The sequence below is a fragment of the Cypionkella sp. genome, assembly GCF_034376685.1.
Classification (GTDB): Bacteria; Pseudomonadota; Alphaproteobacteria; order Rhodobacterales; family Rhodobacteraceae; genus Cypionkella.
Window position 1 is genome coordinate 144,160 of sequence record NZ_JAXMJJ010000029.1, and the last position, 13,502, is coordinate 157,661.

The 13,502-nt window shown below is 59.7% G+C and carries 12 protein-coding genes and 1 pseudogene; 10 read left to right on the forward strand and 3 right to left on the reverse strand.

Annotated elements, in window-relative coordinates; genetic code table 11:
* Window positions 1–36: 36 nt before the first annotated feature.
* Window positions 37–711: a GntR family transcriptional regulator gene (locus U1A24_RS06765; RefSeq protein WP_322321205.1), complete on the reverse strand. Its 675-nt coding sequence runs from the start codon at window positions 709–711 to the stop codon at window positions 37–39.
* Window positions 712–898: 187 nt separating this feature from the next.
* Between U1A24_RS06765 and U1A24_RS06770 the strand changes: the two genes are divergently transcribed.
* From U1A24_RS06770 to U1A24_RS06805, 9 genes and pseudogenes are all read left to right on the forward strand, one after another.
* Window positions 899–2,281, forward strand: coding sequence for an SLC13 family permease (locus U1A24_RS06770; protein ID WP_322321206.1), 1,383 nt, complete (start codon window positions 899–901; stop codon window positions 2,279–2,281).
* 33 nt (window positions 2,282–2,314) lie between these two features.
* Window positions 2,315–3,691, forward strand: a complete 1,377-nt coding sequence (locus U1A24_RS06775) for a malonyl-CoA decarboxylase (RefSeq protein WP_322321207.1) — start codon at window positions 2,315–2,317, stop codon at window positions 3,689–3,691.
* Between the two features lie 24 nt (window positions 3,692–3,715).
* Entirely contained in the window at window positions 3,716–5,230 is a 1,515-nt protein-coding gene (locus U1A24_RS06780; RefSeq protein WP_322321208.1) for a malonyl-CoA synthase, read from the forward strand.
* A gap of 260 nt (window positions 5,231–5,490) precedes the next feature.
* Entirely contained in the window at window positions 5,491–5,877 is a 387-nt protein-coding gene (locus U1A24_RS06785) for an NAD(P)H-dependent oxidoreductase (protein ID WP_416173470.1), read from the forward strand.
* 19 nt (window positions 5,878–5,896) lie between these two features.
* Window positions 5,897–6,604 (forward strand): LLM class flavin-dependent oxidoreductase, encoded by a 708-nt coding sequence (locus tag U1A24_RS06790; RefSeq protein ID WP_416173467.1) that lies wholly within the window; start codon window positions 5,897–5,899, stop codon window positions 6,602–6,604.
* Entirely contained in the window at window positions 6,601–6,888 is a 288-nt protein-coding gene (locus tag U1A24_RS21665) for a hypothetical protein (RefSeq protein ID WP_416173468.1), read from the forward strand. Before U1A24_RS06790 ends, U1A24_RS21665 begins: the two co-directional genes overlap by 4 nt.
* A gap of 140 nt (window positions 6,889–7,028) precedes the next feature.
* Window positions 7,029–7,804 (forward strand): annotated as a pseudogene (locus U1A24_RS06795) (IS5 family transposase).
* A 268-nt stretch (window positions 7,805–8,072) separates the two neighbouring features.
* Window positions 8,073–9,728 (forward strand): energy-dependent translational throttle protein EttA, encoded by a 1,656-nt coding sequence (gene ettA / locus U1A24_RS06800; RefSeq protein ID WP_322321210.1) that lies wholly within the window; start codon window positions 8,073–8,075, stop codon window positions 9,726–9,728.
* 47 nt (window positions 9,729–9,775) lie between these two features.
* Window positions 9,776–10,186 (forward strand): hypothetical protein, encoded by a 411-nt coding sequence (locus U1A24_RS06805; RefSeq protein WP_322321211.1) that lies wholly within the window; start codon window positions 9,776–9,778, stop codon window positions 10,184–10,186.
* Window positions 10,187–10,191: 5 nt separating this feature from the next.
* Here the strand turns inward: U1A24_RS06805 and U1A24_RS21670 are convergent, their stop codons facing one another.
* Both U1A24_RS21670 and U1A24_RS06810 read right to left on the reverse strand, forming a co-directional pair.
* On the reverse strand, window positions 10,192–10,248 hold the full coding sequence (locus U1A24_RS21670; protein WP_416173472.1) for a hypothetical protein: 57 nt from the start codon (window positions 10,246–10,248) through the stop codon (window positions 10,192–10,194).
* A 124-nt stretch (window positions 10,249–10,372) separates the two neighbouring features.
* Complete coding sequence (locus U1A24_RS06810) at window positions 10,373–12,025, reverse strand: Na/Pi cotransporter family protein (protein ID WP_322321212.1); 1,653 nt, start codon at window positions 12,023–12,025, stop codon at window positions 10,373–10,375.
* Window positions 12,026–12,280: 255 nt separating this feature from the next.
* On the opposite strand from U1A24_RS06810, the gene U1A24_RS06815 reads away from it, so the two are divergent.
* On the forward strand, window positions 12,281–13,294 hold the full coding sequence (locus U1A24_RS06815) for a LacI family DNA-binding transcriptional regulator (RefSeq protein WP_322321213.1): 1,014 nt from the start codon (window positions 12,281–12,283) through the stop codon (window positions 13,292–13,294).
* Window positions 13,295–13,502: the final 208 nt, after the last annotated feature.

Consider the following 13,502-nt stretch of genomic DNA (forward strand, 5'->3'; position numbering starts at 1 on the left):
CGCAAGTTTCAAGCTGCAAGTTTTTCGCCAAGGCCGCTACCTTCCCACCTTCTTTTCGCCCGCCTGACGTAGGGCAGAAAGAAGGTCGTGAAAACGGTCGCCCTGAACAATCACATGTTCGCGGAGCGCTGTCGCCGCCGCCTCAGCGTCTCCGGCTCGGATCGCGGCCACGATGGTGTCATGTTCGCTATACGACCGTGACATACGGTTGCGAACCCGCAACTGCATCCGCCGATAGGGCTGCAGCATGGCATGCAGTCGGGCTGCCTCGTGTTCCAGAAAAGCATTGTGGGTGGCGCGGTAAATGCAATGGTGGAACAACGAGTTGTGCCGGTAATACCCTTCAGTGTCCCCCGCCTCCGCCAATTCGCGACAGCGGGCGTGGATTATCTCGAACTCCACCAACTCGGATTCTGTGATGCGCCGCGCTGCCAGACGGCCGCAGGTGGCCTCCGTCTCGGCCATGACTTCGAAGCGTTCCGCCAATTGCTCGGCCGTCCAAGAGGTGACGAAAGTACCGCGCTTGGGCATCACCCGGACCAACCCGGAAGATTCCAGCTGATACAGCGCCTCGCGGATCGGTGTGCGCGAACAGTCGAACTCACGCTCCAGGGCCTCAGGGTCCAGCCGTTCTCCGGGGGCGTAGACCCCCTGAACGATTGCGTTTTCCAGAGCGTTCCTGATCCGCAAAGCGTTGGGAATCGCGCGCATTCGATCTTCCTTCCTGTTTGCTGAACTCTAGTCCACCCCAGATATAATATCCATGCAGCATCTTGTTATATACAACAGAGCCATCAATGAGTATAACGCTCTTGGGGAGATTCGCCTTACTTTGGAGGGTGGGGCGGATAGACAGCCGGAATTCCGGCACAGGCGAATGCAGGGAGAGGAGCCACGCATGTCACCACATCTGATTTCTATTTATGCTTTGGTCGCGATGTTTGTCGTCGCCACCATCTGGCCGATCAACATGGGGGTACTGGCATTTGTCGGGGCCTTTCTTGTCGGCACGTTGCTGGCCGCACAATCTACCAAAGACATCATCGCAGGCTTTCCGGGCGGGTTATTCCTGACCTTGGTCGGCATCACCTGGCTGTTTGCTTTGGCGCAAAACAACGGCACGATTGACTGGCTGGTGCGCATGGCGGTTCGTGCGGTCAAAGGCCGCCTCGCGGCGATCCCGTGGATCATGTTTGGCATCTCGGCGCTGTTGACCTCGGTTGGCGCTGTCAGCCCCGGCGCTGTGGCCATTGTCGCGCCAATCGCGCTTGGCTTTGCTTTCCGCTACCAGATTTCGCCGCTGCTGATGGGCCTTATGGTGGTTCACGGCGCTCAGGCTGGCGGGTTCTCTCCGATCAGCATCTATGGCGGCATCACCAATGGTGTGGTGCAAAAGGCGGGACTTCCGCTGAGCCCGATGACCACCTTTGCCGCCAGCTTCGCAGTCAACGCGGCGGTGGCGCTACTGCTGTTCATGGTGCTGGGCGGACGCAAACTGATGCAGATGCGCATGCAAACCATCGAAACCATCAAGGTCCCGCATATTGAGATCACGCGTGCCGCCACGGGTCCGCAGATCTTTGGCGATAGTGAGGCCGAAGCCCTAAGCCGCCGGATCGGAGAAGAAGGCGGTGGCGCATCGAACAAGCTGGTCGCCGAAGTTGAAGAAGGCAATCACCGCGACGGCAATCTGTATCAGGTTTTCACGCTCGCCTCGCTGATGCTGCTGTCTGTGCTCGTGCTGGCGTTCAAGCTGGACATTGGCTTCGTTGCGCTGACCATCGGTCTGGCGCTGGCTCTTTGCGCCCCCACCATGCAGAAGCGCGCCATGGCGCAGGTCGCTTGGCCCGAGATCATGCTGATCACCGGGGTGTCCACTTATGTCGCGGTGCTGGAACATATGGGAACCATTGACTTTGTCGGTGTCAGTGTGGCTGGCATGGCCTCGCCGATGCTCGCGGCTCTGATGCTGTTCTTTGTCGGCGCGGTGGTGTCCGCCTTTGCGTCGTCTACCGCTGTGCTCGGTTCACTGATCCCACTGGCGGTGCCGTTTTTGCAAGCGGGCACCGGTGTCGGCGCAATCGGTTTTATCGCGGGTATGGCGGTTGCTTCGACCATTGTTGATGTCAGTCCGTTCTCAACCAATGGTGCATTGGTTCTGGCCAATGCGCAGGGTGTGGACAAGCAGGCGTTCTTCCGCAAACTGCTCAACTACGGTGCCTTGGTGACGATCATCGCCCCCATCGTGCTGTGGATCATCTTCGTCGTGCTGCCGGGTTGATCCCGGCAGCAATAGCAACCCCGGAGGTCCGTGATGATCAAGACCGAACAACCCCAACGCCACAGCCGCCCTGCCTTTCTGGGTGATCTGTTCGAAAGCCTGACGGTGCGCGGCCGTCGTCTGCTCGGATGGCGCGAGGGTGCGGGGCCAGAGACAATCGTCGTCCCCGACCTGTCTGAACTGGGCCAGCGCCTGCTGTCGCGGCGGGGGGAGGCTTCGGGCGTGGTGATCGCCCGCGCCCTGCTGGCCGCTTTTGAGGATGCCGATACGGCGGCAAGGCTGGCATTCCTGAAGGCACTGGCCGAAAACTTTGGCCCCGACGCAAAGGCGGTGAAAGCCGCCCTCGCCGCCATGCAGAAAACACCCGAGTCGATGGAGGCTGTTGAGGCCTTGCACGCCGCCGCCGAACCACGTCGGCAAGAGTTGTTGCGTCGTCTGAACCTTGCCCCCGGCGGCACCGCCGCTTTGGTGCGCATCCGCGAGGAATTGCTGCGCCACCTGCGCGACAATGCTGACCTGCGCCGGGTGGACAGCGATTTTGCGCATCTGTTCGGGTCGTGGTTCAACCGCGGCTTTCTGGGGCTGCGCCACATCGACTGGAACACCCCGGCGAGCATTCTGGAAAAGATCATCCGCTATGAGGCGGTGCATGCGATCCAGAACTGGGACGATTTGCGCAACCGTCTGCAACCAACCGATCGGCGCTGCTATGGCTTTTTCCACCCGCAACTGGTGGACGAGCCGCTGATCTTCGTCGAGGTGGCGCTGACCCGTGCCATTCCCGACAATGTCGGCGGCCTGCTGGAGTTATCCCGTCAGCCGATCCGCGCTGAAGAGGCCGATACGGCGGTGTTCTATTCAATCTCGAACACCCAGCGCGGGCTTGCGGGGGTGTCCTTCGGCAACTTTCTGATCAAACAGGTGGTCGAGGAGTTGAAGGGTGAACTGCCCAACATCAAAACCTTCGTCACCCTGTCGCCGGTACCGAGCTTTGCGGCTTGGCTTGGGATACAGCGCAAGGATGAAACCTCTGACCTGATCAGTGCCGAGCAACGGCATGCCTTTACCGTGCTGGATCTGCCCGGTTGGCATCAGGACGCCACCATGGCCGAGGCGCTGCGCACCCCACTTCTGGCCGCCGCCGCCACCTATTTCCTGCGCGCCCGCGACAAATCGAAACGCGTGATCGACCCGGTGGCGCGCTTCCATTTGGGCAATGGCGCACGGCTGGAACGGCTGAACTATTTGGGCGATATATCAGCCAATGGGCTGAAACAATCGCATGGGCTGATGGTGAACTACCTCTATGATCTTGGTCAGATCGAGACCAATCACGAAGGCTTTGCCGAGCGCAGCTATGTCTCCGCCTCGGACAGCGTGAAAACCGCGCTGCCCACCGATAAATCCTGATTTCCCGTTTTTGCAGGAGTTTTCATGAACGCGAACCTGTTCGATATCCTCGCCCGCTCAATCACCGATGCCGAGGCCCCCGCGATTGAGACGCTTGACGGCGCGCGCATCAACTACGCCGATCTCGTCGCCCGCACTGGCCGGATGGCCAATGCACTGGTGTCTTTGGGCGTGAAACCGGATGACCGCGTGGCGGTGCAGGCGGAGAAATCGGTCGAGGCGATCATTCTCTATCTTGCCACCGCCCGCGTGGGTGCGGTGTTCCTTCCGTTGAACACTGGCTACACAGCAGCAGAGGTCGCGTATTTCATCAATGATGCCGAACCATCGTTGTTTGTTTGCGACCCCTCGCGCGCAGCCGATCTGACCGTAGCCGCCGAAAAGGCTCAGGCGCGGATGGTAACGCTGGATGCCAAAGGCAAGGGCAGCCTGACAGATGCAGCAGCCGCAGCCCCGGCAGGTTTTGACACCGTGCTGCGCGACAAGGACGATCTGGCGGCGCTGCTTTATACGTCGGGCACCACGGGCCGCTCGAAAGGCGCGATGCTGACGCATGGCAATCTGGTATCCAACGCATTGTCGCTGCGCGAAACATGGCACTACACCGATAAGGACGTGCTGATCCATGCCTTGCCGATTTTCCACACGCACGGCCTGTTCGTGGCAACCAATGTGACTCTGTTCTCGGGCGCGTCGATGATCTTCCTGCCGAAATTCGACATCGACCGCATTTTCGAGCTGATGGGACGGGCGACCGTGCTGATGGGGGTTCCGACCTTCTATGTCCGTCTGCTGGAAGACGACATGTTGAACGTCGAGACCACGGCCAACATGCGGCTGTTCGTGTCCGGCTCGGCTCCGCTTCTGGCCGAAACCCACCGCGAATGGCGGGCGCGCACGGGTCATGCGATCCTTGAGCGGTACGGCATGACCGAGACCAATATGAACACATCAAACCCCTATGACGGTGAGCGGGTGGCGGGCACCGTGGGCCTGCCCTTGCCGGGTACCGAGGTGATCGTGACCGATCCTGAAACCGGCGCTGAACTGCTGCAGGGCGAGATTGGCATGATCGAGGTGCGCGGGGCCAATGTGTTCAAAGGTTACTGGCGGATGCCGGAAAAGACCGATGCCGAGCTGCGCGCGAACGGGTTTTTCATCACTGGCGATCTGGGGCGCATCGATGACAAGGGCTATGTCCATATCGTCGGGCGCGGCAAGGATCTGATCATCACCGGCGGCTACAACGTCTATCCCAAAGAGATCGAGGCCGAGATCGACGAGATCCCTGGCGTGTTGGAATCCGCGGTGATCGGCATCGCGCACAAGGATTTCGGTGAAGCCGTGACAGCGGTTGTGGTGCCCACTGGTACGCCAGGCCTGACAGAGGCCGCCATCATTGCGGCGTTGGAGGGGCATCTCGCCCGGTTCAAGCAGCCCAAGCGCGTGATGTTCGTAACACAGCTTCCGCGCAATACGATGGGCAAGGTGCAAAAGAACCTGCTACGCGAGCAATATGCAGAGCTTTATCACAAGTGAAGAACGGGTCAGCAGCCGAGAACCCGTGACCGATCAACCGCCTCGGAGTGGCGTATCAAACGCCGATCCACAACTGCTTTCTGTGTCATATCTCGGCTGAATCTGGCCGAAACAACACCAATCTACCGTCAGACGGTGCCTTTGGGGGCTAGGCCAAAGCTGGAACCGGTTGGTCTGTCTGGCAGCATCACCACCCCGTCGGAGGCCCGCGCTTTGGTGCAGGCTGCCGTGTCTTTGGCTGCGCGCGTCGGCTGACTGATCTGGACGCCGCGGGCCAAGCCCTTATCGCGCGTATTGTCGCGGCCGACGCGCTGGTTGTGGCAACGCCGATCTACAAGGCCAGCTATTCCGGCCTGTTCAAGCATCTGATTGACCTGCTGGACCCCCTGTCTTTGATCGGCAAACCGATCCTGATCGCGGCGACGGGCGGTGGCGAAAAGCACGCGCTGGCGGTGGAGCATCAGCTGCGCCCGCTGTTTGCGTTCTTTGAGGCGTATTCCCTGCCCACCGCCGTGCATGTCTCGGACAAAGACTTCACCGATGCTGTGTTGACCGCCCCCGCCGCCCTGACCCGGTTGCAGCGCGCCGTGGCCCAGTTTGATCTGCATTTCCCGCAAGCTTTGCGCCCCGCGCAAGCTGGCGAATAACCCCGAAAAGGCCGCTGACATGACTACCGATCCCGTCAAATTCGCCTACTGGGTGCCCAATGTTTCAGGCGGCCTGGTGATTCCCAACATCGAACAGCGCACCAGCTGGGACATCGACTATAACCGCAAACTGGCGCAGATCGCCGAGGCGGCGGGGTTTGACTATGCCCTCAGCCAGATCCGCTTTACCGCAGGCTATGGCGCTGATAACCAACACGAACCAGTGGCGTTCAGCCATGCGCTGCTTGCTGCCACCGAAAAGCTGAAAGTCATCGCGGCGCTGTTGCCCGGCCCGTGGAACCCCGCGATCGCCGCCAAGCAGATCGCCACCATCAGCCAACTGACCAACGGCCGCATCGCCATCAACGTGGTGTCGGGCTGGTTCCGGGGCGAATTCTACGCGATTGGCGAGCCGTGGCTGGATCACGACGAACGCTATCGCCGTTCCGAAGAATTCATCCGGGCGTTGCGGGGTATTTGGGGGCAGGACGATTTCACCTTCAAAGGCGAATTCTACCGTTTCAACAACTACACGATGAAACCCAAGCCCGCTGATCCGCAGCCCGAGATTTTCCAGGGTGGCTCCAGCCGTGCCGCCCGCGATATGGCCGCACGGGTGTCGGATTGGTATTTCACCAACGGCAACACCCCGAGGGTCTGGCCGCGCAAGTCGATGACATTCGTGGCAAAGCCGATGCCGAAGGCCGGCGCGTCAAGGTTGAGGTGAACGCCTTTGCCATTGCGCGCCAGACCGAGGCAGAGGCCCACGCGGTGCTGGATGAGATCGTCGCCAAGGCCAACCCGGACGCCGTGCAAGGTTTCGCGCATGAGGTGAAAAACGCCGGTAAGGCCAGCCCCGAGGGCGAAGGCAACTGGGCGAAATCGACGCTGGAAGATCTGGTGCAATACAACGACGGCTTCCGCGCCCGGTTGCGTGGCGAAACCGGCGAACATACCGGCAAGTATCCCCAGATCTCGGATGGCAGCCTGAACTATCCGCCGGTACAATAAACCTGTCCGCCGCTGTATTTTGTCGGCTCATCCGACGAAGGCTTCGAAGTTTGGGCCAAGCATATCGACAAGTATCTAGGGTCAAGGCCCATCGATCTTTCAGTTACGGCATGCTTCAGGCTCTGTAAGGAGACTGAGATATGAGCAACCTTTTCTGGCTGACGGACGCGCAGATGGCGCGGCTACAGGCCTTTTGCCAAGAGCAATGGCAAGCCGCGCGTCGATGAATGCCGGGTCTTGATCGGCATAATCTTCATCAATCGCAATGGGTTGCGGTGGTGCTACGCACCCAGGGAGTATGGCCCGCCAAAGACCCCCAATAAGCATTGGGCGCGACGGGGCGACAAGGGCATCTTCACCCGGATGATGGAGGTCTGGCCTTCCGAGGCGGCCACCCCGAAGACCGTCATGATCGACGCGCCCTGCCTCAAAGCACACCGCACGGTGACAAGTCTGCGGTCAAAAACGGGACCGACGACCAGCGAGGCCGTCTGATTGGCAGAACCAAAGGCGGCATGAATACCAAGCTGCATGCCGTCACCGACGCGGGCGGCCGTCCGATCCGTTTCTTCATCACCGCAGGCCAGAGGTCAGTGATTACACGGTGCAGCGGCCCTGCCGGGCTGCTTGCCGAGGGCAGAATGGTTGCCGGTGGACCGGGGCTATGACGCGGATTGGCATCAGAGATGCATTGAAAGACAAGGGGATAAAGCCCTGCATCCCGGCTCGGAAGTCTCGCAGCAAACCCGTCAAGCATGACAAGCGCCGCAACAGGATCGAGATCATGTTCGGCCGCCTCAAGGACTGGCGGCGCGTCGCCATGCGCTCCGACAGGTACCCGAACTTCCTCTCCGCCGTTGCCCTCGCCGCAACCGTCATGTTCGGGCTATCACCCGAGAACGAGTCATGGCTCTAACATGTCGCCAAGTTAGCCAATCAGGCGCGCGCGGGTTCAGTTTTGTTGGCGCTTTTGCTGCATAACACCGGACAAATTCGGTGAAGAGAATTTCGGGCCACTCATGTTGTAGGACAAACGCGACTGGCCGCGCAGCACGATCCGCGATCATCTGTAAACCATTTCTGTGCCAGCACCACGTCCCGCATAACCCCCACGTTGCCCTTGCCCCCAACAATCGCTACATAGCGCAGCAACAGCGCACAGCGACTTTGTCAGGAGCACCCCAATGGCCTCGTATCAATATGTCTACCACATGGAAGGCGTCTCCAAGACCTACCCCGGTGGCAAGAAGTGCTTTGAGAATATCCACCTGAACTTCCTGCCCGGCGTGAAAATCGGTGTGGTCGGCGTCAACGGCTCGGGTAAATCGACCCTGCTGAAAATCATGGCCGGCATGGACACCGACTTTAAGGGCGAGGCTTGGGCCGCCAAGGGCGCGAAAGTCGGCTATCTGGCGCAGGAACCCTACCTTGATCCGTCCTTGGACGTGAAAGGCAACGTCATGCTTGGCGTCGCCAAACAGACCGCCATTCTGGAACGCTACAACGAACTGGCGATGAACTACTCGGACGAGACCGCCGATGAGATGGCCGCCCTGCAAGACCAGATCGACGCCGGCAACCTTTGGGAGCTTGAGGCTTCCGTCGGCGTCGCGATGGACGCCCTGCGCTGCCCGCCCGATGACGCCGATGTCGAATCGCTGTCAGGCGGGGAACGCCGCCGCGTGGCATTGTGCAAACTGCTGCTCGAAGCCCCCGACATGCTGCTGCTCGACGAACCGACCAACCACCTTGACGCCGAATCCATCGCTTGGCTGCAAAAACACCTGATCGCCTATCGCGGCACCATCCTGATCGTCACCCACGACCGTTACTTCCTCGACGACATCACCTCTTGGATCTTGGAGTTGGACCGTGGCCGCGGCATCCCCTACGAAGGCAACTACTCGGCTTGGCTCGACCAAAAAGCCAAACGGATGAGCCAGGAAGCCCGCGAAGATAAATCCAAGCAGAAAGCGCTGGAGAAAGAACTCGAATGGATCCGCTCGGGTGCCAAAGCCCGTCAGTCCAAAGGCAAGGCCCGCTTGGCGCGCTACAACGAGATGGCTGGCCAGACCGTGCTGGAACGCGCATCCTCCGCGCAGATCATCATCCCGAACGGCGAACGCCTCGGTTCCAAGGTGATCGAAGTCACCGGGCTGAAAAAGCACATGGGCGACAAGCAACTGATCGAGGATCTGACATTCACCATCCCGCCGGGTGCCATCGTCGGCGTGATCGGCCCGAACGGTGCCGGTAAATCGACGCTGTTCCGCATGCTGTCGGGTCAAGAACAACCGGATGAGGGCACCATCGTGCTCGGCAATACCGTGCAACTGTCCTACGTCGACCAATCCCGCGACGCTTTGGACCCCAACAAAAACGTCTGGGAAGAAATCTCCGGCGGCTCGGAAGTCATCCAGCTTGGCGATATGTCGATGAACTCCCGCGTTTACACCGGGGCGTTCAACTTCAAAGGCACCGACCAGCAGAAAAAGGTCGGCCTGCTGTCGGGGGGTGAGCGAAACCGCGTCCACATGGCGAAACTGCTGCGCTCGGGCGGCAACGTGCTGCTGCTCGATGAACCGACCAACGACCTCGACGTGGAAACCCTGCAAGCCCTCGAATCCGCCATCGAAGACTTCGCCGGCTGCGCGATCATCATCAGCCACGACCGCTTCTTCCTCGACCGTCTCTGCACCCATATGCTGGCGTTTGAAGGTGACGCCCATGTCGAATGGTTCGAAGGCAACTTCCAAGCCTACGAAGAAGACAAAGTCCGCCGTTTGGGTCCAGATGCGCTGGAGCCGAAACGCGCGAAGTACAAGCGGTTCAGCCGGTAAATAATCGAGCGGGGTTCAGCCCCGCTCTTTTCATATTGGCAACAACGATGCAAAACATCCCGCCATTTATCTTTTATGAAAAGCGCACGCTTTGCGACCCGTTGGTATCACTTGCTTTTGAAGCTGTTGGTGGCTTTCACGATGCCGCGCTGGACGACTGCTCGCTTTTTAACGGTGGCGTTAAGATCAGGTTTTGGGAACCCTATTTTTATGATCAGCGCCAATACAACCAATTTGGAGTAAAGGGGGCGGAAGTTACTATAGCATTTGACCCACAGCCAAATTCAACTGTTCTAATGTTGATCTACGGACTGTCTGATCGCAGCGTTTTCAACTTCGTTCCTAACTTGGTAGAAGCGAAACTCACCGTAAATGCGACGGATGCATATGACCTTGCGTTTGGATTTTCGCCAACGCGCTCAACATTCGAGTGGATCTTTCAACCATTTGACGGGTAATCGCGTCACATCCGTCCAGTCAGCAGCAACACCAGCACAATGATCGCCACCACGCCGATCACACCGCCGCCGCCGTGGCCATAGCCACCGAACGGCCGCCAAAACCGCTGGGCCGGGTCAGCAGCCTCTCACGACCAAGCGGCAATTTTGCTGCAAAGCCAGTTTGATTGGCGCACATTCAAACTTTCACGCCAACGAGGCGCGGACGCGGCTTTCTCGCAGCGCGCCCAGCTCTTCCAAAATCGGATGCGCGACGGAGGCCAGATGCGCGTTCACCCGTTTCAGGTCACGCAACAGATCAAGATGGATGGTGCTGGTCTCAATCGTCTCAACCCGCCCGGCGCGCACCCTGTTCAGGTGGCTTTCGGCGGACTGCGCCTCAATCTTGCGGATGATCACCTTCTGATCCAGCAAACGCCGGGCCAGTTCTGGATCACGCGACAGGAATATCGCCTGTGCCATCTGGAGGTTTTCGCGGGTGTGAGCGTAGAAGTCGTCGATTTCGGCCAGCCCCTCGACAGAAAAGCTCAGCTTCTTGCGGGCTTTCTTAAGGGCAATCTCTGCGAGCCCGCTTTCGATGATATCACCGACATGCTCGAGGTTGATCGCGTAAGAGATCACCTCATTGGCGCGTCGCGCGTCGCGTTCATCCAGCTCGGTGCGGCCCAGGCGCGTGACGTAAAGCTTGATCGCCTCATGCAGACGGTCAACTTCATCTTCAAGACGGCCAACATCGGCGCAAGCGGCTTCATCCGATTGATGTAGACTGGTCAGGGTGTGCTCCAACATCTGACCGACCAGATCGCCAACCCGCAGGGTCTCGCGCGCAGCTACAGCAAGCGCCATGTCCGGGGTGTTCAGCAGACTATCGTCCAGATAGCTGGGGCCGCTTTGCGTGGCATCGCCGCGATTGGGCAGGATGCGCTCTACGATACGCGCAACCGGGCCGATCAGCGGTAAAAAGATCACCAGCAGCGCAATGTTGAAACCCAGATGGGCAGCCACGGTCAGGTGCGCGGGATCAGGGAACGCTCGCTCTAGCAGTGTCGCCAACGGCACCGCAAACATCATGACCAGAACCGAGCCCAACATCCGAACGATCAGATTTGACAGCGTCAACTGCCGCGCTACCACGCCATCGCCAGACACGGCGAGATGCGGTGGAATCGCACCGCCCAGATTGGCCCCGGCCACCAGATACAGCGCCAGTGGCGGCTCTACCACGCCCGCGCTTGCCAGCAGCATGATCAGCACGACGACAGCCAGACTGGAGGAGGCCAGCACTGCCAGCCCTGCCGCAAGCAGCACGGCAAACACCGGCGCATCATCCAGCGCGGAAAGTATCGTGATCACCGTGGGCGATGTGCGCAGCGGCGCGGTGATGTCGCCCAGCAAATGCAAGGCCAGCAGCATCAGCCCAAGCCCAAGCACCGCGCGCCCCATATTGCGCGGCGCGTTTGTCGTGCTTGATGTCGACATGACCACGCCGACAAAGATCAAGGCGCTGCCCAGCCAGTGAAGATCCATCGACAAGAACAGCGTTACCACCGCAGTGCCCAGATTTGCGCCCAGCAGCACCGCCTGCGCCATGCGCGGGTTCACGATGTCGCGTGCCGTGAACGAGGCGGTGATCACAGCGGTCGCGGTGCTGGATTGCAAACCAAGCGTTACCACAAACCCCCAAAACGCCGACGAAACCCGGTTCGTCGTCCCCTTGGCAATCCATTGCCGCAGCACAGCCCCAAAGGCCCGCAGCACCCCGGTTTTGATCAGGCGCAATCCCCAGATCAACAAAGAGGCTGCGCCGAGCAGATTGATAAGCTGGATAGTCGAGTCCAAGGCAGCCCCCGATGGCATGGCGCAGTGTGCGCCTGCATCGCCTCAGAGTGCCAGTCAATGCACAGCCGTGCAACAGAATAGTGTCATAAATTCGTTACAAAGCAGGATTCAGCTCACATCACCGGCATTTTTGTGGGCAGTCGATCAAAATATACTCGCTATTACAGTGTATTGTTTGGTGTTTTGCATGGCCAGTTCCAATGTTCACAGAACTGTGCAACATTGCAACGCAGCGTTCCTCATCTGGACCACCCGATGCCGAAATCAAAGCAAAAACCGCATAAGGCCTCGATCAGCGCGCATAAGGTCGCCGAGCTTGCCGGGGTCTCGCGTTCGGCGGTGTCGCGCACCTTTACCGAAGGCGCCAGCGTGTCAGAGGCGACCCGCCGCAAGGTTCTCGCGGCGGCGGAAAAGCTGGGCTATCATGTCAACCTGCTGGCGCGCGGTTTGATCCAGCACCGATCAGGCATTGTCTGTCTGATTGTGGCGGATATGCAGGCGCCCTATCAATCCTCGTTTCTAGAGGCGGTGACGCGGCGGTTGCAGGAAATCGGCAAGGTTGTGATGGTGCTGAATACGGCGGGGCAGCCTGCCAATGTCGAAGCGGCGCTGCGCCAGACCCTGAACTACCGGGCTGATGCGACGGTAGTGGTGTCGGGCAGCCCCTCGGCCTCACTGATCGAGACCTGTATCGACAATGGCCAAAGGGTGATCCTGATCAACCGCGACGATCCGATCATCGGGCCCGAGCGGATCATGGTTGGCAACGAGGAGGCCGCGCGCGAGGCCTGCCTGATGCTGCTGCGCGCCGCCTGCACCCGGCTTGCCGTGGTCAGTTCAACCGCAGGCACGCCCAGCGTCACCGCACGCGAGCGCGCTTTTGTCGCCGCAGCCGAGGCGGAAGGCTTCGCGGTCACGGTCAGTCGCGCTGGCCCCACCGGCTATGCCAGCGGGGCCGACAGCGCCCGGCAGTTGCTTGCGGCCTCTTCGCGGCCTGACGGTGTATTTTGCGTCACCGATCTGCTTGCCATTGGTTTCATGGACGCCGCCCGGCAGGATTTTCGGCTGTCGATCCCCGAGGATATCTGCGTGATTGGCTTTGATGACATCCCCGAGGCCGGCTGGCTGGGTTACAACCTGACCACATTCCGTCAGCCGATCAACGAGATCGCCGAATATATCGCCGCCATCCTGACCAGCGATGAAGCGGCCTTGGGCAAGCAGAATTTCCCGGTGCAAGTGGTCTGGCGCCGCACCGTCAGGCCCTGATCAGATCGCGCTTATTGGCAGCTTGGACAGGTAGATCCCAAAACCATCTTTTGGCAATCGCTCAAAATGGGTCGCGCAATCCGCAGCACCAAATGACTTTACCGCCTCGCTGCCTTTGCACAAGCCATACCGATCTTCGATCTGGACTCTCCGTGCAATGTCCGGCGCATACAATTCCGCCATCCTAATTGCCGTACGATCCGCCTCT

What these genes read in the sequence shown, in the direction of transcription:
- U1A24_RS06780 (WP_322321208.1), top strand. Translation starts at nt 3,716, where the DNA reads ATGAACGCGAACCTGTTCGATATCCTCGCCCGCTCAATCACCGATGCC.
- U1A24_RS06790 (WP_416173467.1), top strand. Translation starts at nt 5,897, where the DNA reads ATGACTACCGATCCCGTCAAATTCGCCTACTGGGTGCCCAATGTTTCA.
- U1A24_RS06815 (WP_322321213.1), top strand. Translation starts at nt 12,281, where the DNA reads ATGCCGAAATCAAAGCAAAAACCGCATAAGGCCTCGATCAGCGCGCAT.
- U1A24_RS06765 (WP_322321205.1), bottom strand. Translation starts at nt 711, where the DNA reads ATGCGCGCGATTCCCAACGCTTTGCGGATCAGGAACGCTCTGGAAAAC.
- ettA (WP_322321210.1), top strand. Translation starts at nt 8,073, where the DNA reads ATGGCCTCGTATCAATATGTCTACCACATGGAAGGCGTCTCCAAGACC.
- U1A24_RS06805 (WP_322321211.1), top strand. Translation starts at nt 9,776, where the DNA reads ATGCAAAACATCCCGCCATTTATCTTTTATGAAAAGCGCACGCTTTGC.
- U1A24_RS06770 (WP_322321206.1), top strand. Translation starts at nt 899, where the DNA reads ATGTCACCACATCTGATTTCTATTTATGCTTTGGTCGCGATGTTTGTC.
- U1A24_RS06775 (WP_322321207.1), top strand. Translation starts at nt 2,315, where the DNA reads ATGATCAAGACCGAACAACCCCAACGCCACAGCCGCCCTGCCTTTCTG.